Origin of the sequence: Mesorhizobium sp. M0621, assembly GCF_040320745.1 — a bacterium.
GTDB lineage: Bacteria > Pseudomonadota > Alphaproteobacteria > Rhizobiales > Rhizobiaceae > Mesorhizobium.
In genome coordinates this window covers 53,352-76,249 of record NZ_JAMYQF010000017.1, presented here as the reverse complement: position 1 = coordinate 76,249, position 22,898 = coordinate 53,352, and the positions used below count along the sequence as shown (strand labels likewise).

Genomic DNA, 22,898 nt, shown 5'->3' with positions numbered 1-22,898 from the left:
CCACGCCGTGCATTTCATTCACTTTTTGACGGCGAGCGCCGCCGCTTGGGCCGTCCAGTCGTCGCGGCCGATACGGCCGCCGAGCGACAGATAGTCCTCGACCCAGGCAACCTCTTGCGGCGTCCATGCCGCGATCTGGGCATACGTCCAGATGCCCAGGCCGTTGAGTACCTTTTCCAGCTTGGGACCGATACCCGATATGGCCTTGAGATCCGCCGGTTTCGCCGGCTTTTCCATCGCCCTGGGCTGCCTGAAATCCTCTGGCATCAGCACATCGGCGGCGTCGCCGGCCGCCGGGACGGCATTCGCCGCCGGTACAGCAGTGGCGGCTTCCTTCGCGGCAATGTCCGTGACTTCCTGGGCAAAGGACTGCGCCTCGGCAATCATGGTCTTCGCCGTCGCGCGCGCCCTGGTGGAGGATGGGCTCGGATCGTCGAACTGCGCGACCCGCGCCTCGAAATCATCGACGATCGGCTGCAGCAGCCGTTGCGAGGCCTCAGTCGCTCCCGAAAGCGCACCCAGCCAGACGCCGAAAGCGTGGTTGGCAAGCCCGAGGCTCAAGGCCGACATCGCCGCGGCACCCGCGACAGGATGCACGAGAAGGTTGACGGCACTGGCCATCTCCTTCGGCATCATCCTGGTCAGATCCTGGTTCATTTTCTCGAGCTGGTCCAAATTGGGCATCAATGGATTGGGTGTCGAATACGGCGCCATAGAGTTCTCCTGGTCGTTTCTTCGTTCGCCCGCCCCGGTTGTCTCAAATCGGGCACTTGCCCGTATTTCAAATCGGGCTTTCGCCCGCATTCAAGAAATTCTTCTATTCCGCCGCCACCATCACCGGCTCTGCCCGGTGCGCGTTGCGCGAAAACTCGTCGATGCGCCGCTCCACCTCGCCGCGGAAATGCCGCATCAGGCCCTGGATCGGCCATGCCGCCGCATCGCCCAGCGCGCAGATCGTGTGGCCCTCGACCTGCTTGGTGACGTCGAGCAGCATATCGATCTCGCGCTTCTGCGCCTCGCCGCGCACCAGCCGCTCCATCACCCGCCACATCCAGCCGGTGCCTTCGCGGCACGGCGTGCACTGGCCGCAGCTTTCGTGCTTGTAGAAGTAGGAAAGCCGCGCGATCGCCTTCACGATATCGGTCGACTTGTCCATGACGATGACAGCCGCCGTGCCGAGACCGGATTTGAGGTCGCGCAGCGCGTCGAAATCCATCGGCGTGTCGATGATCTGCTCGGCCGGCACCAGCGGCACCGAAGCGCCGCCCGGAATGACCGCCAAAAGATTGTCCCAGCCGCCGCGAATGCCGCCGCAATGCGTCTCGATCAGCTCGCGGAACGGGATCGACATCGCCTCTTCGACCGTGCACGGATTGTTGACGTGGCCGGAGATGCAAAACAGCTTGGTGCCGACATTGTTGGGCCGGCCGAAGGACGAGAACCAGGCAGCACCGCGGCGCAGGATGGTCGGCGCGACCGCGATCGATTCGACATTGTTGACCGTGGTCGGGCAGCCATAGAGGCCGACATTGGCCGGGAATGGCGGCTTCAGCCTGGGCTGGCCCTTCTTGCCTTCGAGGCTTTCGAGCAGTGCTGTCTCCTCGCCGCAGATATAGGCGCCGGCGCCGTGGTGCATGTAGATTTCGAAATCATAGCCGGAGGTGTTGTTCTTGCCGATGAGCTTGGCCTCATAGGCCTCGTCGATCGCCCGCTGCAGCGCCTCACGCTCGCGGATGAACTCGCCGCGTACATAGATGTAGGCGGCGATCGCGCCCATGGCGAAGCCGGCGAGGAATGCGCCCTCGACCAGCGTGTGCGGGTCATTGCGCAGGATGTCGCGGTCCTTGCAGGTGCCGGGCTCGGATTCGTCGGCGTTGATGACGAGGTAGCTCGGCCGGCCGTCGCTCTGCTTGGGCATGAACGACCATTTGAGGCCCGTCGGGAAGCCGGCGCCACCGCGGCCGCGCAGGCCGGACGCCTTCATCTCGTTGACGATCCACTCGCGTCCCTTGGCGACGATGCCGGGTGTGTTGTCCCAGGCGCCGCGCGCCTGCGCGCCGGCGAGCGACTTGTCGAACAGGCCGTAGATGTTGGTGAAGATGCGATCTTTGTCCTGAAGCATTTTTCGTCCCTCAGACCGGCTTCTTGCCGAAGACGCGGATGTATTCGGCGACGCCGCCCTTGGCGAGCGCCTTGGCCTGCTTGACCCAGTCGTCGCGATCGATGCGGCCGTGGAAGGCTAGATAGCCGTCCACCCACTCGCGCTCGGCTTTCTTCCACGAAGCGACCTGGGCAAAGGTGAAGATGCCAAGGGAATGCAGGATGCCCTCGATCTTCGGGCCGACACCGGAGATCAGCTTGAGGTCGTCGACCAGCGCCGGCCTGTCGATGCCGGCCGGACGGTTCTTGTCCTCGAGCGACGGTTTGGCCGGCTTGGCGGCCTTCGCCGCCGGCACTTTGACTTCCGGCGATTTGAAGGCAGAAGCCGGTTCGGCCTTGTTCTTGGGGCCGCTGCGCTGCTTGGAAACCTGCTCGACCTCGGGGTCCGCCTTGTTGGCATTGGCGGCCGAATGCAACGGTGCCGGAACGCTCGCCGCCTTTTCAACGGCCGGCGCCACTTTGACCGGCGAAGGCGATTTCAGCGCCGGGCTGGTTTCCGGCGCATCGGTTTTCGGCTTGCTGGCCTTCGAAGGCGCAACCGGAGCGTCGGCCGCTATCGGCGCAACCGTGGCGATGATCGCATCAGGCGCCGCCTTGGCGGCCTTGGCCGCCTCCCTGGCTTCCCTGTCGCGGGTCGACTTGAGGATCGCCTTTTCGCTCTTCAGCGTTGTGAGGCCGAGGGCCGGCTCCGAGCCGGTGCGGCCGTTCTGCGGCCCGGGCGGCACCGAGGCGCCCTTGCCGGCGCCGTAGAGATCGATGATTTCGGCCAGCCGTTCCGGCGTCAGGTCTTCGAAAGTGTCCTTGAAGATCATCACCATCGGCGCGTTGACGCAGGCGCCGAGGCATTCGACCTCCTCCCACGACAAGGTGCCCTTGTCGTTGGTGTGGAACTGGTCGTGGTGGATTTTCGAGCGGCACACATCCATCAGCGCTTCCGAGCCGCGCAGCATGCAGGGCGTGGTGCCGCAGACCTGGATATGGGCCCGCGTACCGACCGGATTCAACTGGTACTGCGTGTAGAAGGTCGCGACCTCGAGCCCACGGATACGGGGCATGCCGAGCATGTCGGAGATCGTCTCGATCGCCGCCTTGGTCACCCAGCCTTCCTGCTCCTGTGCGATCATGAGAAGCGGGATGATCGCCGACTGTTCGCGGCCCTTGGGGTACTTCTTGATCCATTGCTTCGCAGCCGCGGCATTCGCCCGATTGAAGGCGAAGGATGCTGGCTGGACGCTGGCTTCTGCGAGACGGCGGACTGACATTTAGCGATCGACCTCACCAAACACGATGTCGAGGGAGCCGAGAACGGCGGTGACGTCGGCCAGCATGTGGCCACGACAGAGGAAGTCCATCGCTTGCAGATGCGCAAAACCAGGCGCGCGCAGCTTGCAGCGGTAGGGCTTGTTCGAGCCGTCGGAGACCAGATAGACGCCGAATTCACCCTTCGGCGCTTCGACAGCCGCATAGACCTCGCCGGCCGGCACGCGATAGCCCTCGGTGTAGAGCTTGAAGTGGTGGATCAGCGCTTCCATCGAGCGTTTCATCGCCTGGCGCTTGGGCGGCACCACCTTGCCGTCGAGGTTGGACACCGGGCCGGCGCTTTCCTTGCCGAGCAGAAGATCGACGCACTGGCGCATGATCTTCGCCGACTGGCGCATTTCTTCCATCCGCACGAGGTAGCGGTCGAAGCAGTCGCCGTTCTTGCCAATCGGAATGTCGAAATCCATTTCCGAATAGCATTCATAGGGTTGCGATTTGCGCAGGTCCCAGGGCGCGCCCGAGCCGCGCACCATGACGCCGGAAAAGCCCCAGGCCCAGGCGTCGGCCAATGTGACGATGCCGATATCGACATTGCGCTGCTTGAAGATGCGGTTGCCGGTCAGCAGCTGATCGAGGTCGTCGATCGACTTGAGGAACGGGTCGATCCACTTGCCGATATCCTCGACCAGCCTCTGCGGCAGATCCTGATGGACACCGCCGGGACGGAAATAGGCGGCATGCATGCGCGAGCCGGAGGCCCGCTCATAGAACACCATCAGCTTTTCGCGCTCGACGAAGCCCCACAGCGGTGGCGTCAGTGCACCCACGTCCATGGCCTGCGTCGTCACATTGAGGATGTGCGACATGATGCGGCCGATTTCGCAGTAAAGCACGCGGATCAGCTGGCCGCGCTTCGGCACTTCGATGCCGAGCAGGCGCTCGGCCGCCAGCGCGAAGGCGTGCTCCTGGTTCATCGGCGCGCAATAGTCGAGCCGGTCGAGATAGGGGATCGCCTGCAGATAGGTCTTGGCCTCGATCAGCTTTTCCGTGCCGCGATGCAAGAGCCCGATATGCGGATCGACGCGATCGACGACTTCGCCGTCGAGTTCGAGAACCAACCTCAAAACACCATGCGCCGCAGGGTGTTGAGGTCCAAAGTTGATGTTAAAATTGCGGACGGAGGTTTCAGCCATTTACTGCTTTGCCTTCTCGTCACCCGGCAGCACGTAATCAGTACCTTCCCACGGGGACAAAAAATCGAAATTGCGGAATTCCTGTTTGAGCTCGACCGGCTCGTAGATGACGCGCTTGGCTTCGTCGTCGTAGCGCACCTCGACGAAGCCGGTCAGCGGGAAATCCTTGCGCAGCGGATGGCCTTCGAAGCCGTAGTCGGTCAACAGGCGGCGCAGATCGGGATGGCCCGAGAACAGCACGCCGTAGAGATCGTAGGTCTCGCGCTCGAACCAGTCCGCACCAGGGAACACGCCGGTGATCGACGGCACCATGGTTTCCTCGTCGGCCTGCACCTTGACGCGGATGCGCACATTCTGCTTCGGCGACAACAGATGGTAGACGACGTCGAAGCGCTTGGTGCGTGACGGATAGTCGGCGCCGCAGACGTCGATGATCGAGATGAACTGGCAGCGCGCATCGTCGCGCAGGAAGGTCATGACCTCGACCAGATCGCGCGGCTCGACGCCAATGGTAAGCTCGCCATAGGCGATATCAGCGTCATTCACGCGGTCGATCAGCTTCTCGCCGAGATAGGTCGACAGTTCGCTCAGGGATGCGGTCATGGATTTACCGTTCGATCGTGCCGGTGCGGCGGATCTTCTTCTGCAAGAGAAGAATGCCGTAAAGCAGCGCTTCGGCGCTCGGCGGGCAGCCGGGCACATAGATGTCGACCGGCACGATGCGGTCGCAGCCGCGCACCACCGAATAGGAATAATGGTAGTAGCCGCCGCCATTGGCGCAGGAGCCCATCGAGATGACGTAGCGCGGTTCCGGCATCTGGTCGTAGACCTTGCGCAACGCCGGCGCCATCTTGTTGGTCAGCGTGCCGGCGACGATCATGATGTCGGACTGGCGCGGAGACGCGCGCGGCGCGACACCGAAGCGCTCGCTGTCATAGCGCGGCATCGAGGTGTGGATCATCTCGACCGCGCAGCACGCGAGACCGAATGTCATGAACATCAGCGAACCGCTGCGTGCCCAGGTGATCAGCGCCTCTGTCGAGGTGACGAGAAAGCCCTTGTCGGCCAGCTCGTTGTTGATTTCGAGGAAGAAGGGATCGTCCTGCCCCACCGGCCTGCCGGTGTTGGGATCGATGATACCTTTGGGCTTCGGCGCGACGAGGGTGCCTGAACTGTCGTTCAATCCCATTCCAGCGCTCCTTTTTTCCATTCATAGGCAAAGCCGATGGTCAGCACCGCCAAAAACACCATCATCGACCAGAAGCCGAGCATGCCGATCTTCGAGAACGACACCGCCCACGGGAACAGGAAGGCCACTTCCAGGTCGAAGATGATGAACAGGATCGACACCAGGTAGAAGCGGATGTCGAATTTCATGCGGGCGTCGTCGAACGAGTTGAAACCGCACTCGTAGGCGGAAAGCTTTTCGGGATCGGGGTTGCGGTAAGCCACCAGGAAAGGTGCGGCCAGCAGCGCCAGGCCGACAACCAGCGCCACGCCGATGAACAGGACGATGGGCAGATACGAACTTAGAAGTGCGTTCATACTCGGCTTTCCGTTGGCGCCAATCCACGTTGATTACAGCACCGGACCCTAATGCGGAAGCGTGACAGTTTAACCGCTGAACCGTTTTAAGGGCCTATGCTGCAACGCGGCGAGGGTTAGCGCAGCACTTCCAGCGAAGCAAGTCAAACCTTGTTCAAAACACAGTGCTGGACGGCATATCGCGGCAAACTGGTCCGATCCGCTCCTGTTTGATTTCCTTCGCTTTTTACTCCACTTTTCTCTCCTGACATGGTTGCCGCCAAAACCCTGCTAGCATGAACCGGAATCACCCCATCAAATCACCCTCAGAGTGACGCCTGCATGAAGGAAAAGATCTCGCTCCCCATGGCCCGGCGCATTGCGCTTGCCGCCCAAGGGTTTCTCGATCCCCGCCCGATCGGCACACCGAACCGCCGGCACTTCGCCCGTGTATTGGCCCGCACCGGCCTGCTGCAGATCGATTCCGTCAGCGCGGTGGTGCGCGCTCACTATATGCCGCTCTATTCGCGCCTTGGCCCCTACCCACTCGCCTTGCTCGACAACGCGGCCGTCACGCGCAAGCGCACGGTGTTCGAATATTGGGCGCATGAAGCCTCCTTCCTGCCGGTCGAGACGTACCCGCTGATGCGCTGGCGCATGCAACGCGCCGAGCGCGGCGACGAGATGTATCTCGGCCTCGCCAAATGGGGCCGCGAACACGCCGCCTATATCGAGGAGATCTACCGCCAGGTCGCCGAGCGTGGCCCGATCGCCGCCTCCGCGCTTGAGGGCCAGAAGGGCTCCGGAGGCTGGTGGGGCTGGAGCCACGCCAAGCACGCCTTCGAATGGCTGTTTTGGGCCGGGCGCATCACCACGGCGCATCGTCGCGGTTTCGAACGCTTCTACGACCTGCCCGAGCGCGTGCTGCCGCAGGCGATCCTCGATCTGCCGGTTCCCGCCGCCGAGGACGCGCATCGGGAATTGCTGCGCATTTCCGCCCGTGCCCATGGCATCGCGACATCAGGCGATTTGCGCGACTATTTCCGCCTGTCGCCGGCCGATATGAAAGGCCGGCTGGAGGAACTGGTCGAAACAGGCGAACTGTTGCCGGTGCGTGTCGAAGGTTGGGACAAGCCCGCCTATCTTCACAAGGACGCCCGCCTGCCCCGAAAGATCGAGGCCCGTGCCCTGTTGGCGCCGTTCGATCCGGTCGTCTTCGAACGCTCGCGCACGAAGCGGCTGTTCGATTTCCACTACCGCATCGAGATCTACACGCCGGCCGACAAGCGGCAATACGGCTATTATGTCCTGCCGTTCCTGCTCGGCGACCGGATCGTGGCGCGCGTGGACCTCAAGGCGGACCGGCCTGCCGGCATCCTGCGAGTCCATGCGGCCTATGCCGAGCCCAACGCGCCGCCACAGACTGCCGCTCAGCTCTACGAAGAACTGAAGCAGATGCAGGGCTGGCTCGGCCTCGAACGCATCGAAGTGACACCGGCTGGTGACTTGGGTCCGGCGTTGGTCGACCTGACCGTGTCGTAAGCTCGCGTTGACTCCGCCGCCTGCAAAAGCCTAAATCCGATACAGACGGTCTCTTCTCTTCAACGAGAGGAGCCAAGAGGGAATGCGGTGCGGGACGAAATCCCAAATCCGCGGCTGTCCCCGCAACTGTAAGCGAAGAGCCAAGGCCGAAAGCCACTGGGATGATCCCGGGAAGGCGGCTACCCAAGGCGATGACCCGCGAGCCAGGAGACCTGCCGTCTGCGACTATAGAATCCGATCGCCCGGCGGGTTTCCGGGCAAGGAGCGCGATCTTTGGACCACGACAGCAGTTTTTCGGCTGGCACAGCGGATGTTTCGTCCGGCCATGATGATACGTTGGCCGGCGTCACCGTGATCGTCTGCGCCTCCTGTCGCGACGAGACCGGCTCCGACGCCCATCCCCGCGCCGGCGAACTGCTGGCAGACGACACGCGCCGCGCCGCATCTGGCGACAATATTCGCATCCGCAGCGTTGAATGCCTCGGCAATTGCAAGCGTCGTCTCAGCGCCGCCATCCTGCGCGACGGCTGCTGGAGCTACGTCTTTGGCGATCTGACGGCAACCAGCGGCGCCGATCTCGTCACCGGCGCAAAACTCTTCGCCACCTCGACGGACGGACTCATTCCATGGCGCGGCCGTCCCGATAGCCTGAAGCGCGGCCTCGTTGCCCGCATCCCTCCCCTCGACCTGTTGAAGGACTTGAAATGACCGCTCCAGATTCGTCTGCCAACCTCTCCCGTGTTCCCTGTACCGTCGTCACCGGTTTCCTCGGCGCCGGCAAGACGACGCTGGTCCGCCATCTCCTGGAAAACGCCGGCGGCAAGCGCATTGCCATCATCGTCAACGAATTCGGCGACATCGGCATCGATGGCGAGATCCTGAAGGGCTGCGGCATCGACACCTGCCCGGAGGAAAACATCGTCGAACTGGCCAATGGCTGCATCTGCTGCACCGTCGCCGATGATTTCGTGCCGGCGCTCGACCAGATCCTCGCGCTGACTCCGAAGGTCGACCACATCCTGATCGAGACTTCCGGCCTCGCTTTGCCCAAGCCGCTGGTCCAGGCTTTCCAGTGGCCGAGCGTGAAAAGCCGCGTGACCGTTGATGGCGTCATCGCCGTGGTCGACGGGCCGGCATTGGCCGAGGGACGCGTCGCCAACGACATGGACGCCTTGCAGGCGCAGCGCGCTAAGGATGAGACGCTTGATCATGACGATCCGGTAGAAGAAGTGTTCGAGGACCAGATCGCCTGCGCCGACCTGATCATCCTGTCGAAGAGCGACCTGATGGACGCCGCCGGCACCGCCCGCGCCAACGCCATCATTGGCGAACACTCCGCCCGCGCGGTGAAGATCGTGCCGACGTCGCATGGCAAGGTCGATCCCTCCGTACTGCTCGGCCTCGGTCTCGCCGTCGAGGACGACATCGAAAACCGCAAGTCCCATCATGACGGCGCCTTCGACCATGAGCATGATGACTTCGATACGTTCATCGTCGACATTGCCTCGATCGCCCATCCGGACGAATTGGCGAAACGCGTCGCCACGGCTGCCGAGGAAGAGAACGTGCTGCGTGTGAAAGGCTTCGTCGAGGTCGGCGGCAAGCCGATGCGGCTGCTGCTGCAGGCCGTCGGGCCGCGCGTCAACCATTACTATGACCGCGCCTGGACGGCGCAGGACGACCGTCGCTCGCGCCTTGTCGTCATCGGCCTCAAGGGGCTGAACCGACCGGCGATCGAGCGTATACTCGCCGGCTGATTTCGGACCCGGGTTGCGATGCACATCCTCACCACGACATCCGCCTCGCTCGACGATCTCGCCGAGCCGGTCGATCTGCGGCAGACGCCGGCGGATATCGTGGCCTTGTCCTTCACCGACAGCGACCTTGCCGGCCTTGCGGCCGCGTGGAAGGCCGACGCCGGCCGCCTGCCCTCGATGCGGCTGGCCGCCCTGCGTGATCTGCGCCATCCCATGTCCGTCGACCTCTGGGTCGACAGCGTCGCCCGCCACGCCAAGATCATCCTCGTCCGCATCCTCGGCGGCTACGACTGGTGGCGCTACGGCTGCGACCAGCTTGCCTCGATCGCCCGCGAACACGGTATAAAACTGGCTCTGCTGCCCGGCGAATGCCGCGACGAGGACCTAAGGCTGATCGAAGCCTCGACGCTGCAGCGCGAGGAATTGGACGGTCTGCTCGACTATTTCCGCGAGGGCGGCCCGGCGAATATGAGCGCGCTGGTGCACCGGCTGGCGGGACAGGATGAGCCTGTCGTCGAGCCGGTCGCGGTCCCGAAGGCTGGGTTTTACGAGCCCGCACGCGGAGTTGTGGAGAAGCCGGACGCATCGAATGTTGGCGTTCCTTCACACCCCCCTCTGTCCTGCCGGACATCTCCCCCGCAAGGGGGGAGATCGGACTTCATCAAAGCCGGCGCTTCTCTCGCTTCATTGGAAACTGAGGCATCTACAACCTCGACAATTGGCGAAATCATCGATGACAAAGCAATCTCCCCCCTTGCGGGGGAGATGTCCGGCAGGACAGAGGGGGGTGTGACGGAACTCGACGTTGACAACGTCAACGCCCCAGTCGTGCCTATCCTGTTCTACCGTTCGATGCTGCTGGCCGCCGATGTCGCGCCCATCGATGCGCTTTTTGAGGCGCTGCGGCAGCGCGGCATGATTCCCGTGCCTATCTTCGTCTCCAGCCTCAAAGACCCAACGTCACTCGCCTTTGTCGAAACAGCGCTAGCCGCGCTGAAACCCGCCACCATCATCACCGCGACCGCTTTCGCATCCGGCGCGGAGCCCGGCATCGAAACCCTGTTCGACCGCGCCGGCGTGCCCGTCTTCCAGGTCATCGTCGCCACCACCCGCCGCGATATCTGGGAAAACAACCAGCGCGGCCTGGCGCCCGCCGACCTCGCCATGCATGTCGTGCTGCCCGAACTGGACGGCCGCATCCTCGCCGGCGCGATTTCCTTCAAGGGCGAGAGCGAGGTCGATCCGGCACTCGGTCATCGCGCCTTCGCCAACCGGCCGGAACCCGATCGTGTCGCGCAGGTGGCTGACCGCGTCGCGGCCTTTATCCGCCTGCAGCAGACGCCACGTGCCGAGCGCAAGCTCGCCATCCTGATCCCGGATTATCCGAGCGCCCCTGGCCGCACCGGCTACGCCGTCGGCCTCGACGTGCCGTCCAGCGTGCTGGCGATGCTGCATGACCTGAGGGAACAGGGCTATGGGGTTGACGGGATTCCGGAGACACCGCGTGGGTTGCTGGATTTGCTGGCGCGGAGCGGCGAAGGACTGGGGCTGGAAGACTATGTCGGGTTCTCAAAAGAATTACCCGCCGAGGCAATCACAGCCGTAGAAGCCGCTTGGGGCGAGGCCGAAGGCGAGACAGGTTTGCGCGAGGCACCCCCCTCTGTCCTACCGGACATCTCCCCCTCAAGGGGGGAGATTGCGCTGCCATTGCCTGTTTCGCCAACCTCCAATGTTGCGGGAGGGGGCGGAGCGTTGAAACTGCCGATCTCCCCCCTTGAGGGGGAGATGTCCGGTAGGACAGAGGGGGGCGCCTCGCGCCGAAGTTTCCCCTTCCGCGCCGCCATCTTCGGCAACGTCACCGTGGCCCTCGCCCCCGACCGCGGCCGCTCCGCCGACCGCCGCGCCGACTATCACGACCCGACACTGCCGCCGCGCCATGCGCTGATCGCCTTTGGCCTGTGGCTGCGCAAATCGCTCGGCATCCACGCGCTGGTCCATGTCGGCGCGCATGGCACGCTGGAATGGCTGCCTGGCAAGACGGTTGCGCTCAGCCAAAACTGCTTTCCCGAGATCGTCACCGGCGCATTACCCGTCATCTATCCGTTCATCGTCTCCAACCCCGGCGAAGCGGCGCAGGCCAAGCGGCGCATTGCCGCCGTCACCCTTGGCCATCTGCCGCCGCCGCTGACCGGTGCCGGGCTGGACGAGAACCAGCACAAGCTCGAGCGGTTGGTCGACGAATACGCCCAGGCCGACGGGCTCGACCGCCGCCGCCGCGACCGTCTGGCCAAGCTGATCGTCGAAACCGCGCAAAAGACCGGCCTCGCCACCGAAGCCGGCGTCGCCACGACCGACGCGCCCGACGAAGCGTTGCGCCGCATCGATGCCTGGCTCTGCGACCTCAAGGACTTCGCCATCAAGGACGGGCTGCATATCTATGGCCGCGCCCCCGAGAACGAGCCCGACGCCATGCGCCGCCAAAGCGCTGATTCGGAGAAGACGGCGCTGCTCGCCGCGCTCGATGGCCGCCACGTCAAGGCCGGTCCGGCCGGCGCACCCGCGCGCGGACGCTCGGACGTATTGCCCACCGGCCGCAATTTGTTCACGTCGGACCCGCGCACCATGCCGACGCCGACCGCCTATGATCTCGGCAGGGTGGCTGCCGAAGAAGTCGTGCGCGGCTATATGCAGTCGCATGGCGACTGGCCGCGCTCGCTGGTCATCGACCTCTGGGGCTCGGCCTCGCTGCGCACCGGCGGCGAGGAGATCGCGCAAGGGTTGGCGCTGATGGGCTGCCGGCCGCAATGGGATTCGGCGACCGGTCGCATCACCGGCATCGAGGTGCTGCCGCCGGCAGCACTAGGACGGCCACGCGTCGACGTCACCTGGCGTATCTCCGGTCTGTTCCGCGACATGTTCCCGACCCAGATCGCGCTGATCGATGCCGCCGCCAACGCGGTTGCCGCGCGCGACGAGGACGATTCGGAAAACCCGCTCGCGGCGAGGACCCGCACTGACGGCAAGGTCAGCCCGCGAATCTTCGGCACCTCGCCCGGCACCTATGGCGCCGGCGTCGAGCATCTCATGTCCTCCGGCGACTGGGCGGCGCGCGAAGAAATCGGCCGCGCCTATCTCGACGCCACATCGCACGCCTATGGCGGCGCGGAAGGCGAAGGCGTCTCCGCGCCCGGCGCCTTCGAGGGTCGCATCGCCGAGGCCGATCTTCTCGTCCACACCGGCGACGATCCCGGCCGAGACATCCTCGAAGGCTCCGCCGACGTCGCCTTCATCGGCGGCTTTTCGGCAGCCCTGGCGGCCCTCGGCAGAAATGCCGACGTCATCGTGCTCGACACCACGGACCCACAGAGGCCGAAGCCGCGCTCGGTCGGCGAGGCCGTATCGCGGGTGGTTCGCGCCCGCGCCGTCAATCCACGCTTCATTGCAGGCCAGATGCGCCACGGCCCGCGCGGCGCCTCCGAATTCGCCGAAACCGTCGACCGGCTGGTTGGTTTTGCCGAAACCACGCATGCGATATCGGGCACGCTGATCGAGGCCGTGCATGACGCCTATCTCGGCAATCCGGCTGTCCGCGCCTTCATCCTGCGCGAGAACCCCGCCGCTGCGAAAGTCATCGCCGAGCGCTTCCTGTCGGCGCGCCGGCGTGGCCTCTGGCATCCCCTGCGCAATTCCATCGACGACGATCTTACGGCCTTGATTGCCGAGGCAGAAGCGCTTGGGGTGGCGGCATGAACGCCTTCTCACGCCGCGGCGCTTGTCCGGCCCTGTCAGCGCCGATGCAGACCGGCGACGGCCTGCTGGTGCGGCTCAACCCAGTCGCGGGAGATCTATCTTCTGGAGGATTGTCGCCCAAGCTTTTGATCGGGATAGCCGAATCCGCTTTGCGGCATGGCAACGGCATCATGGAAGTGACCGCGCGCGGCAGCCTGCAGATACGCGGCCTGACGGCGGAAAGTGCGAGCGTGCTGGCGGCGGAGGTCGATGCGCTGGGTATCGCGGTGCGCACCGGCGTGCCTGTAGAGACTGGGCCGCTGGCCGGCATCGACCCGCAAGAGATTGCCGATCCCCGGCCTTTGGCGGAATGGATGAGGGTGGCGGTCGAAGAAGCTGGGCTGACGGCAAGGCTGGGGCCGAAGGTTTCGGTTGTCGTGGATGGCGGCGGGCAGCTTGGGCTGGATTCGGTGACGGCCGATATCAGGCTTGTTGCGATGCGGACCGATGCGGGAGTTCGGTGGCGGGTGTCTGTCGCGGGTGACGGGCAGAACGCAAGGCCGCTCGTCATCGTAGAAGACGATGCTGCGCGCGATATCGCTGTGGCTACGCTGAGGATGGTTGCCGAGAAAGGCCGCGACGCTCATGCGAGGGATTTGTCAGAGAGGCAGCTGACATCCTTGGCAGGCTGGCACTCTGTGGCGCCCCCCTCTGTCCTGCCGGACATCTCCCCCACGAGGGGGGAGATGGGCAGCTCCGGCGTCGGCTTTCCCTCTTCAGCCGTGGAAATTGGCGAAAGCAGGCATGAAGGAGCAATCTCCCCCCTCGTGGGGGAGATGTCCGGCAGGACAGAGGGGGGCGTCGTAGAGCGCAATCGCCGGCCAATTGGCCTTTTCGATCTGAGCAACACCGAAGCCCTCGGCATCGCCCTCCCCTATGGCAGCATGCCAGCAGACAAGATCATTGACCTCGCGCAACACGCCCTCACCCTCGGCACAGCCGAAATCCGCCTCGCCCCCGGCCGTGCCCTGCTTTTCCTCGGTCAGCCGACGCGCGCCAACCAACCCCTCCAGCACACCGCCGCCACCCTCGGCTTCGTCACCTCCCCCGCCGACCCGCGCACGCGCATTGCCGCTTGCCCGGGCACACCAGCCTGCGCCTCCGGCCGCATCGCCACGCGCGACATTGCCGAGACGATCGCGGCTGAAATAGCCGACATCCCAGACTTCACCCTGCACATTTCCGGCTGCGCCAAGGGCTGTGCGCACCCTGGCCCGGCGGCGCTAACAATAGTCGGCGGCGAAAACGGAGCCGGACTTGTCGTGAACGCGACGGCAAAGGCTCTTCCTGCCGGCTACAGGCCGGGCTATGACGCCGCGCGCGGCATCAGCCGCGTCGCGGCAATGATCCGCAGCGCACGATATCAAGGCGAAACCGCCGCCGCTTGCCTGACAAGGCTCGGGCCGGCCGGTATCGCCGAGGCTTACCGACAGGCCCGAACTTACCAACAGGCCCGAACTTACCAACAGGAATGAGCATGGCCGCCTACGACTATATCCATGACGGCACGGCGATCTACGAACGCTCCTTCGCCATCATCCGCGCCGAAGCTGATCTGTCGCGCTTCTCCGAAGCCGAGGCCGATGTCGCCGTCCGCATGATCCATGCCTGCGGCCAGGTCGAAGCATCAAGCCATTTCGTCTTCTCCGCCAATTTCGTTGCCGCCGCGCGCGCCGCTTTGGCGGCCGGCGCGCCGATTTTCTGCGACGCGGAAATGGTCTCGCATGGCGTCACCCGCGCCCGGTTGCCGGCCGGCAACGAGGTGATCTGCACCTTGCGCGACCCGCGCACCCACGACATCGCCAAGGAGATCGGCAACACCCGCTCCGCCGCCGCGATCGACCTGTGGGGCGAACGCATGGCCGGTTCGGTGGTCGCCATCGGCAATGCACCGACCGCACTGTTTTATCTCCTGGAAAAACTGCGCGACGGCGCGCCGAAGCCGGCGGCCATCGTCGGCATGCCGGTCGGCTTCGTCGGCGCCGCTGAATCCAAGGATGCTTTGGCCGAGAATTCCTATGGCGTGCCCTACGCCATCGTGCGCGGCCGGCTTGGCGGCAGCGCCATGACCGCCGCAGCGCTCAATTCATTGGCGAGGCCGGGCCTGTGAACGCGCTTGTCAAAGGTCGTCTCTTCGGCGTCGGCACCGGTCCCGGCGACCCCGAACTGCTGACGCTGAAGGCCGCGCGGGCCCTGGCCGAGGCCGATGTCGTGGCCTATTTCGCCAAGCGCGGCAACAACAGCAACGCGCGCGCCATCGTCGAAGCGCAATTCCGGCCCGAAATGACGGAATTGCCGCTGCTCTATCCCGTCACCACCGAAATCGACAAGGATCACGACGACTACCGCTCGCAGATCACGGCTTTCTACGAGGAGTCCGCCGACAAGGTCGCCGAACACCTTCAGGCAGGCAGAATGGTTGCCGTCCTGTCCGAGGGCGACCCGCTTTTCTACGGCTCCTACATGCATCTGCACGTGCGCCTCGCCCATCGTTTTCCCACAGAAGTCATTCCCGGAATCACCGCCATGTCCGGCTGCTGGTCGCAGACTGGTGTTCCGATCGTCCAGGGCGACGACGTGCTGACGGTGCTGCCTGGCACGATGAGCGAGTTCGAGCTGACCCGTCGGCTGGCCGACACCGATGCCGCCGTCATCATGAAGGTCGGCCGCAACCTGCCCAAGATCAGGCGGGCGCTGGAAGCGACCGGCAAGCTGACGCGCGCCGTCTATGTCGAGCGCGGCACCATGGCTGGCAGTGTGTCCATGAAGCTTGCCGACAAACAAGACGACAAGGCCCCCTATTTTGCCATCGTGCTGGTCGCCGGCTGGTCCGGCCGCCCGGTCGCTTTGGGAGGCGAAGCATGAGCGGCCGTCTCACAGTCATTGGCCTCGGCCCTGGCAATGCCGATCAGGTCACGCCGGAAGCCAGCCGCGCTGTCGCCGAGGCCAAATTCTTCTACGGCTACAAACCCTATCTCGACCGGCTCGAGCTACGGCTGGACCAGACCCGCGTCGCTTCCGACAATCGCGAGGAACTCGCCCGCTCCAAGGATGCGTTGATCAAGGCGGCCGAAGGCCACGATGTCGCCGTCGTCTCTGGTGGCGATCCCGGCGTGTTCGCCATGGCGGCTGCCGTCTGCGAGGCGATCGAGGCCGGCCCGGCCGAATGGCGCACGGTCAATGTTGCTGTCGTGCCCGGCATCACCGCAATGCTCGCGGTTGCCGCCCGCATCGGCGCCCCGCTTGGCCATGATTTCTGTGCCATCTCGCTGTCCGACAATCTGAAGCCGTGGGAGCTGATCGAACTGCGCCTGCTGGCAGCGGCCGGCGCCGGCTTCGTCATCGCGCTCTACAACCCGATCAGCAAGGCGCGCCCCTGGCAGCTTGGCCGCGCTTTCGAATGCCTGACCGCGATCCTGCCGGGCACCACGCCGGTGATTTTCGGCCGCGCCGCCGGCCGCCCGGACGAGCGTATCGAGGTCTACCTGCTGGCCGATGTCGAAGCTGAAAAGGCCGACATGGCGACCTGCATCATCATCGGTTCGCCGGAAACCCGGATCATCAGGCGCGCGGAGAAGCCGGCGCTGGTCTACACGCCGCGTTCGGCAGCGGGCTCGACAAAATGATCGACCCCAAATTGATCAACAATGGCGGCGAGCTGTTCGACGGTTTCAGCCGAAGGCACCTCCGGCAGATCAGGCCGTCGGACCATGACCACGTCGAGGCCAAGCGCTCGCGCTGCAGCGATCTTGCCGTAGGTGGCCGCGCCGCCACTGTTCTTGGACACGACGACATCGATGCGATGCTTTTCGAGCAGCGCGCGCTCATCGGGCTCGCGAAACGGGCCACGGGCCAACAGATATTCGGCACCAGGCACGGCCAGCGTGGGCTCGACCGGATCGACACTGCGAATGAGATAGTGGTGCTGGGGCGCGGCTTCAAAGGCGGCGACCTCTTGCCGGCCCAGCGCCAGAAAAACGCGGCGCGGCGCGGATCCAAGCGCTTGCGCGGCATCGCCAAACGTATCGACCAGCGTCCAGCGGTCGCCTTCGACAGGCTCCCAGCCAGGGCGCCGCAGGGCAAGGATCGGCACGCCGGCAACGCGCGCGGCTTGCGCGGCATTGGCGGAGATCTGCGCCGCATAAGGATGCGTGGCATCGATCAGCAGGTCGACGCTCATCTCCCGCAGATAGGCAGCCAGCCCGTCGGCGCCGCCAAAGCCTCCGGTTCGCACCGGCACGCCCTGTGCGACCGGGCTTTCGGTGCGCCCGGCCAGCGACAGCGTGACCGAGCAATCGGCGCGCACGATCAGTTTTCCAGCCAGTTGACGGGCTTCCGTGGTACCGCCGAGGATCAGAATGCGGTGGGTCATCATGCCTGCTAAGGGTCCGCGCGGCGCCAAGCTCACCTCAAGATGGCTCACCATCGTCGGTATCGGCGAGGACGGTTTAGCGGGTCTCGGCGACGAGGCCAAGCAGCGGATTGCGCAGGCGGAGATCATCTTCGGCGGCAAGCGGCACCTGGCGCTTGTCGCTTCCTTCGCCAAGGGCGAAGCGCGCCCATGGCCGGTTCCTTTCGATGCCGAGATGGCCGACGTGCTGGCGCTTGCCGGCAGAAACGTCTGTGTGCTGGCCTCCGGCGATCCGTTCTTCCACGGCGTCGGCGCCACCCTCGCCCGCAAGGTCAAGCCCCGGGAGATGCATGTCATCCCCGCCCCGTCGGCCGTTTCGCTGGCGGCCGCGCGGCTTGGCTGGGCGCTGCAGGATATCGATACCGTCTCGCTGCATGGCCGGCCGCTCGACCTGATCCGGCCGCTATTGCAGCCGAACGCGCGCATCCTGGCGCTGACCTCGGATGCTGAAGCCCCTACGGCAATCGCCCGCCTGCTCACGGAACTCGACTTCGGCGCGTCGCGGCTGACTGTCCTGGAGGCGCTGGGCGGGCCAAACGAGAGTCGGCGCACGGCCCGCGCCGACTCCTTCGACCTCGAAAACATCAATCCACTCAACGTGCTGGCTATCGAGATTGATCCTAGCCCGCAAGCACGCGTGCTGCCACTCACATCAGGCCTTGCCGATCATCTGTTCGACCATGACGGCCAGATCACCAAGCGCGAAATCCGCGCCGTCACCCTGTCGGCACTGGCGCCGAGGCGTGGCGAATTGCTGTGGGACATCGGCGCCGGCTCCGGTTCCATCGGCATCGAATGGATGCTGGCCCACCCCTCGATGCGCGCCATCGCCATCGAGGCCGATCCGATCCGCGCCGCCCGCATTGGCCGCAACGCCACCGCCTGTGGCGTTCCCGGCCTTGTCGTGGTGGAAGGCAGCGCGCCCAAGGTGCTTGCCAGGCTGGACACGCCTGACGCGATTTTCATCGGCGGCGGCGGCAGCGATGCCGGCGTGTTGAACGCCGCCATCAGGGCCTTGCGCGCCGGCGGCCGCCTCGTTGCCAATGCGGTGACGCTGGAGATGGAAGCCCTGCTTCTTGCCCAGCATACGAAGCTCGGCGGCGACCTTACCCGGATCGCCATATCTCGCGCTTCGCCCGTCGGCTCGATGCAGGCATGGCGGCCGGCCATGCCGGTCACCCAATGGAGCTGGGTCAAGCCATGATGGTCGCGGGCATCGGCAGCCGAAAAGGCGTGAGCGTCGGGGACGTGCTTGCCGCGATAGAAACCGCCCTGGAAGCGCATGGGCTGGCGATGACGGCGCTTTCTGCATTGGCGACCGCTGCGCTCAAGAAGGATGAAGAAGCGATCCCTGCCGCTGGCCGCGCGCTGCGTCTTCCGGTCATTGTCGTCGATGACTCAGCACTTCGGGCCGCCTCGCCGGACACGCTCAGCCATTCCGACCTGTCGCAGGATCTGGCCGGCACGCCATCGGTCTCCGAGGCGGCCGCCCTTGCTGTCGCCGGTGCCGGTGCAAAACTGCTCGGCCCCCGCACGGTGCTCGGCTCCGTCACCTGCGCCATCGCTGTCAGCGGAGACGCGCCATGACCGTTTATTTCATCGGCGCCGGTCCAGGTGCCGCCGACCTCATCACGCTGCGCGGCGCGAGGCTCTTGGCAAACTGCCCGGTCTGCCTTCATGCCGGCTCGATTGTCGCGCCCGAATTGCTGCAGCACTGCGCACCCGGAACGAAACTGATCGACACCGCGCCGATGTCACTCGACGAGATCGAGGCCGAGTATGTCGCGGCGCACAAGGCTGGCCATGATGTCGCCCGCCTGCATTCCGGCGACCTGTCGGTGTGGAGCGCCGTGGCCGAGCAGATCCGCCGGCTGGAAAAGCACGGTATTCCCTACACGCTGACGCCGGGCGTGCCGTCCTTCGCCGCCGCCGCCGCCGCACTTCGCCGCGAGCTGACAATTCCCGAAGTCGCGCAAAGCCTGGTGCTGACCCGCATCTCCGGCCGCGCCTCGAAGATGCCGCCCGGCGAAACGCTGGCCGGCTTTGGCCGCACCGGCGCCACGCTCGCCATTCATCTGGCCATCCACGCCATCGACCGCGTCGTCGCCGAACTGACGCCGCATTATGGCGGCGACTGCCCGGTGGCGATCGTCTTCCGCGCCTCCTGGCCGGACGAGCGGGTGCTGACCGGTACGCTGGCGACCATCGAAGCGCTGCTCGCCGCCGACCCGATGGAGCGCACGGCGATCATCTTTGTCGGCCGCTCGCTGGCAGCGGAAGGTTTTGGCGAAAGTTCATTGTACGACGCCCATTACCAGCGGCGTTTTCGCGGACGGGACGGATTGTGAGCGGCAGCACCAAAAACAACGGCGAAAACGCCACGCTCGAAAAAGCCTTGTCCCGGCTGAATTTCAAGCCGCGCCGGCTGGAGCCGGGTCATGTCTGGCTGGCCGGCGCCGGTCCCGGCGACCCCGGCTGCCTTACGCTGGAAGTGCTGGCGGCTTTGGCCGAGGCGGATGCATTGGTCTACGACGCGCTGGTCTCATCGGATGTCGTCGCCGTTGCCGAAAATGCCGAGCTTTTCTTTGCCGGCAAGCGCGGCGGCAAACCGTCGATGAAACAGGACGACATCACCGCGTTGCTGGTGCGGCTGGCGCGCGCTGGCCGTCGCGTCGTCAGGCTGAAGGGCGGCGATCCCTATATTTTTGGCCGTGGCGGTGAAGAGGCTCTGGCGCTGGCGCGGGAAGCCATCCCGTTCCGCGTCCTGCCCGGCCTGACCTCGGGGCTCAGCGCGCTGGCCGCCGCCGGCATCCCGGCCACCATGCGCGGCATCAACAAGGCCGTGATCCTGGCCACCGGCCACGCTGCCGGCACCGATGACGATATCGACTGGGCGGCAATCGCCCGCACCGGCCAACCTGTCGTCGTCTATATGGGCATGGCCAATCTGCCGCTGATAGCAGCCGCACTGCTGGACGGCGGGCTGGCGCCGTCGACACCGGCGGCGGTGATTGTCGCCGCGACGACGCCGCAGGAGCGGACCGTCGTCGCCACGCTCGCCACCATTGCCGAGGAAGCGGCCGCCGCCGGTCTTGCCTCGCCGGCGCTGATCATCGTCGGCGGCATCGTCGCCATGCGCGCGGCACTGGCGGGGGGCGCATGACGGCTCGCGCGATCATCATTGGCGCGCCGCGTTCGGGCTCCGGCAAGACCAGCGTCACCATCGGCATCCTGCGCGCGTTGACCCGGCGCGGCCTGAAAGTGCGCGGTGCCAAATCCGGCCCCGACTATATCGACCCCGGCTTCCACACCGCAGCCACCGGGCTTTCCGGCGTCAATCTCGACAGCTGGGCGATGCCGCCATCGCTGCTCAATGCGCTTGCCGCGCAAGCAGCTGACGATACCGATTTCGTCGTCCTTGAAAGCGCCATGGGCCTGTTCGACGGCATTCCGGCCTCGCCGGGGCGCACCGGTTCGGCAGCCGACCTCGCCCGCCTCTACGGTCTGCCGGTGTTGCTGGTGCTCGACGTGTCCGGCCAGTCGACCACGGCGGCCGCCGTCGCCAAGGGTTTTGCCACCTATGATCCGGATGTGCGCATGGCCGGTGTCGTGCTCAACCGGCTGGGCAGCGAGCGGCACCGCCGGCTGTCCGGCGACGCCATCGAGGCGATCGGCCTGCCGGTCGTCGGCGCCATCCTGCGCGATCCGACCCTGAACCTGCCCGAGCGCCATCTCGGCCTCGTCCAGGCCGGCGAATATGACGACCTGATGGCGCATCTCGACCGGCTTGCCGATATGGCGGAAAAGTCGCTCGATCTCGATGCCATCATGGCCCTGGCGACACCCCTCACCCCGGCGTCGGGCGGCTTCGACGACGCGCTGGCACCGCCCGGTCAACGCATCGCGCTGGCCGAAGATGCCGCCTTCACCTTCCTCTATCCGCATGTCGCCGCCTACTGGCGCAAGGCGGGTACCGAAATTGTCCCGTTCTCGCCGCTCGCCGACGAAGCACCCGATGAGGATTGCGACGTCTGCTGGCTACCCGGCGGCTATCCCGAGCTTCACGCCGGCCGGCTCGCAGCCGCGGCGACTTTCCGCGCCGGGATGGAGCGTTTTGCCGCGACGAAGCCCATCCATGGCGAGTGCGGCGGCTTCATGGTGCTTGGCGAAGCGCTGGAGGACGCCTCCGGCGAAACGCATGCGATGCTCGGCCTGCTCGGCCATTCCACCAGCTTCGCCAAGCGCAAGATGAACCTCGGCTACCGGGAGGCCCGGTTGCGTGCTGATTGTCCGCTGGGCTTAGCTGGCGCGCTGATCCGCGGCCACGAATTCCACTATGCGCAGATGACGGCAACAGGCAACGACGAGCCGCTGGCCGACCTAGCCGACGGCCAAGGCAATCCGATCGGCGCCTCAGGCTATCGGCGCGGCCATGTCAGCGGCACCTTCTTCCACGCCATTGCGAGGGGCTAGAGCATGAAGCTGAAGAACATCAGTCTGTCGCCCCGGCAAGTCGTCGACGACATCGCACTTTGCCTGGTCTTTTTCACCAGGCTGCCGCTGCCTGCCTTCGATTTTCGCGGCCGCAGCCTTGCCGCGGCGATCTGGGCCGCACCGGTCGCCGGCCTCGTCGTCGGCCTGATCGGCGCCATCGTCTTTGCCACGGCGGAACGGTTTGGCCTTGCCATGGGGCCGGCAGCCGCCCTTGCCCTGGTGGCTACCCTGCTCACCACCGGTTGCCTGCATGAAGATGGGCTGTCCGACGTCGCCGACGGCTTTGGCGGCGGCAAGTCGCGCGGCAAGAAACTCGAGATCATGCGCGACAGCCGCATCGGCGCCTATGGTGCCGCGGCGCTGGCTCTGTCGCTGCTGATCCGCTGGAGCACACTTTCGGAATTCGTCGATCCCACACAGGCCCTCTTCGCACTCGTGGCTGCACATGCGGCCTCACGCGGTATGCTCGGCGCCTTCATGCATCTCTTGCCCCCGGCGCGGATCGACGGCCTCTCGGCCGACGCAGGCACGGTTTCGCAGGAAACCGCCATGGCCGGCACCGTGGTCGGTGCGATCCCGCTGCTCCTGCTCGGGCTGGGAGGCGCCATTTTTGCGCTCATCCTGCTTGGCCTTTTGTTTGCCGCGTTCCGCGCCCTTTGCCTCAACCAGATCGGTGGCCAGACCGGCGACACGATCGGCGCCTTGCAGCAGGCGAGCGAAATCGCGGTGCTTCTCGTCGCTTCCGTAGCCCTTTCCTGATTCCCTTTG

At 65.3% G+C, this 22,898-nt stretch carries 22 protein-coding genes and 1 riboswitch; of the genes, 14 read left to right on the top strand and 8 right to left on the bottom strand.

The window, feature by feature from the left end:
• Positions 1–18: 18 nt before the first annotated feature.
• From NKI38_RS14535 to NKI38_RS14505, 7 genes are all read right to left on the bottom strand, one after another.
• A complete protein-coding gene (locus tag NKI38_RS14535) occupies positions 19–714 on the bottom strand; it encodes a helix-hairpin-helix domain-containing protein (RefSeq protein WP_352658646.1) in 696 nt (231 codons plus the stop codon).
• 103 nt (positions 715–817) lie between these two features.
• A complete protein-coding gene (gene nuoF, locus NKI38_RS14530) occupies positions 818–2,122 on the bottom strand; it encodes an NADH-quinone oxidoreductase subunit NuoF (RefSeq protein WP_352658644.1) in 1,305 nt (434 codons plus the stop codon).
• Positions 2,123–2,132: 10 nt separating this feature from the next.
• Positions 2,133–3,422, bottom strand: coding sequence for an NADH-quinone oxidoreductase subunit E (locus tag NKI38_RS14525; RefSeq protein ID WP_352658642.1), 1,290 nt, complete (start codon positions 3,420–3,422; stop codon positions 2,133–2,135).
• Positions 3,423–4,613 (bottom strand): NADH-quinone oxidoreductase subunit D, encoded by a 1,191-nt coding sequence (locus tag NKI38_RS14520; RefSeq protein WP_352658640.1) that lies wholly within the window; start codon positions 4,611–4,613, stop codon positions 3,423–3,425.
• The gene (locus NKI38_RS14515; protein WP_352658638.1) at positions 4,614–5,216 is read right to left on the bottom strand and encodes an NADH-quinone oxidoreductase subunit C; all 603 of its coding nucleotides are present in this window, start codon (positions 5,214–5,216) and stop codon (positions 4,614–4,616) included. It lies immediately after the preceding gene.
• 4 nt (positions 5,217–5,220) lie between these two features.
• Positions 5,221–5,802: a NuoB/complex I 20 kDa subunit family protein gene (locus NKI38_RS14510; protein WP_352632488.1), complete on the bottom strand. Its 582-nt coding sequence runs from the start codon at positions 5,800–5,802 to the stop codon at positions 5,221–5,223.
• Entirely contained in the window at positions 5,793–6,158 is a 366-nt protein-coding gene (locus tag NKI38_RS14505; RefSeq protein ID WP_010910112.1) for an NADH-quinone oxidoreductase subunit A, read from the bottom strand. The genes NKI38_RS14510 and NKI38_RS14505 overlap by 10 nt, the downstream gene beginning before the upstream one ends.
• Positions 6,159–6,479: 321 nt before the next feature.
• On the opposite strand from NKI38_RS14505, the gene NKI38_RS14500 reads away from it, so the two are divergent.
• From NKI38_RS14500 to NKI38_RS14465, 8 genes are all read left to right on the top strand, one after another.
• Positions 6,480–7,679, top strand: coding sequence for a winged helix-turn-helix domain-containing protein (locus tag NKI38_RS14500; protein WP_352658636.1), 1,200 nt, complete (start codon positions 6,480–6,482; stop codon positions 7,677–7,679).
• Positions 7,680–7,708: 29 nt separating this feature from the next.
• A riboswitch (cobalamin riboswitch) is annotated at positions 7,709–7,913 on the top strand.
• Between the two features lie 39 nt (positions 7,914–7,952).
• Positions 7,953–8,387, top strand: coding sequence for a DUF1636 family protein (locus NKI38_RS14495; RefSeq protein WP_352658634.1), 435 nt, complete (start codon positions 7,953–7,955; stop codon positions 8,385–8,387).
• Positions 8,384–9,436 carry a cobalamin biosynthesis protein CobW gene (gene cobW / locus NKI38_RS14490; protein ID WP_352658632.1) on the top strand — a complete coding sequence of 351 codons (1,053 nt, stop codon included), beginning with the start codon at positions 8,384–8,386 and terminating at the stop codon, positions 9,434–9,436. Before NKI38_RS14495 ends, cobW begins: the two co-directional genes overlap by 4 nt.
• Positions 9,437–9,454: 18 nt before the next feature.
• Positions 9,455–13,186 carry a cobaltochelatase subunit CobN gene (gene cobN / locus NKI38_RS14485; RefSeq protein ID WP_352658630.1) on the top strand — a complete coding sequence of 1,244 codons (3,732 nt, stop codon included), beginning with the start codon at positions 9,455–9,457 and terminating at the stop codon, positions 13,184–13,186.
• Complete coding sequence (cobG, locus tag NKI38_RS14480) at positions 13,183–14,700, top strand: precorrin-3B synthase (protein ID WP_352658628.1); 1,518 nt, start codon at positions 13,183–13,185, stop codon at positions 14,698–14,700. The genes cobN and cobG overlap by 4 nt, the downstream gene beginning before the upstream one ends.
• 2 nt (positions 14,701–14,702) lie before the next feature.
• Entirely contained in the window at positions 14,703–15,335 is a 633-nt protein-coding gene (locus tag NKI38_RS14475) for a precorrin-8X methylmutase (protein ID WP_352658626.1), read from the top strand.
• The gene (locus tag NKI38_RS14470) at positions 15,332–16,090 is read left to right on the top strand and encodes a precorrin-2 C(20)-methyltransferase (protein WP_352658624.1); all 759 of its coding nucleotides are present in this window, start codon (positions 15,332–15,334) and stop codon (positions 16,088–16,090) included. The genes NKI38_RS14475 and NKI38_RS14470 overlap by 4 nt, the downstream gene beginning before the upstream one ends.
• On the top strand, positions 16,087–16,851 hold the full coding sequence (locus NKI38_RS14465; protein WP_352658622.1) for a precorrin-3B C(17)-methyltransferase: 765 nt from the start codon (positions 16,087–16,089) through the stop codon (positions 16,849–16,851). The genes NKI38_RS14470 and NKI38_RS14465 overlap by 4 nt, the downstream gene beginning before the upstream one ends.
• Here the strand turns inward: NKI38_RS14465 and NKI38_RS14460 are convergent.
• On the bottom strand, positions 16,815–17,597 hold the full coding sequence (locus NKI38_RS14460) for a cobalt-precorrin-6A reductase (protein ID WP_352658702.1): 783 nt from the start codon (positions 17,595–17,597) through the stop codon (positions 16,815–16,817). The two genes, NKI38_RS14465 and NKI38_RS14460, sit on opposite strands and share 37 nt — an antisense overlap.
• Before the next feature lies 1 nt (position 17,598).
• Here NKI38_RS14460 and cbiE point away from each other — a divergent pair, with 1 nt between their 5' ends.
• Genes cbiE through cobS form a run of 6 tightly spaced genes read left to right on the top strand, consistent with a single transcriptional unit; the run spans position 17,599 to position 22,889 of the window.
• Entirely contained in the window at positions 17,599–18,840 is a 1,242-nt protein-coding gene (cbiE, locus tag NKI38_RS14455) for a precorrin-6y C5,15-methyltransferase (decarboxylating) subunit CbiE (protein ID WP_352658619.1), read from the top strand.
• Positions 18,837–19,223 carry a cobalamin biosynthesis protein gene (locus NKI38_RS14450; RefSeq protein ID WP_352658617.1) on the top strand — a complete coding sequence of 129 codons (387 nt, stop codon included), beginning with the start codon at positions 18,837–18,839 and terminating at the stop codon, positions 19,221–19,223. Before cbiE ends, NKI38_RS14450 begins: the two co-directional genes overlap by 4 nt.
• Entirely contained in the window at positions 19,220–19,984 is a 765-nt protein-coding gene (gene cobM / locus NKI38_RS14445; RefSeq protein WP_352658615.1) for a precorrin-4 C(11)-methyltransferase, read from the top strand. The genes NKI38_RS14450 and cobM overlap by 4 nt, the downstream gene beginning before the upstream one ends.
• Positions 19,981–20,799, top strand: a complete 819-nt coding sequence (gene cobA / locus NKI38_RS14440) for a uroporphyrinogen-III C-methyltransferase (RefSeq protein ID WP_352658613.1) — start codon at positions 19,981–19,983, stop codon at positions 20,797–20,799. Before cobM ends, cobA begins: the two co-directional genes overlap by 4 nt.
• Positions 20,796–22,109 carry a cobyrinic acid a,c-diamide synthase CobB gene (locus NKI38_RS14435; RefSeq protein ID WP_352658611.1) on the top strand — a complete coding sequence of 438 codons (1,314 nt, stop codon included), beginning with the start codon at positions 20,796–20,798 and terminating at the stop codon, positions 22,107–22,109. Before cobA ends, NKI38_RS14435 begins: the two co-directional genes overlap by 4 nt.
• Before the next feature lie 3 nt (positions 22,110–22,112).
• Entirely contained in the window at positions 22,113–22,889 is a 777-nt protein-coding gene (cobS, locus tag NKI38_RS14430) for an adenosylcobinamide-GDP ribazoletransferase (RefSeq protein ID WP_352658609.1), read from the top strand.
• Positions 22,890–22,898 lie beyond the last annotated feature (9 nt).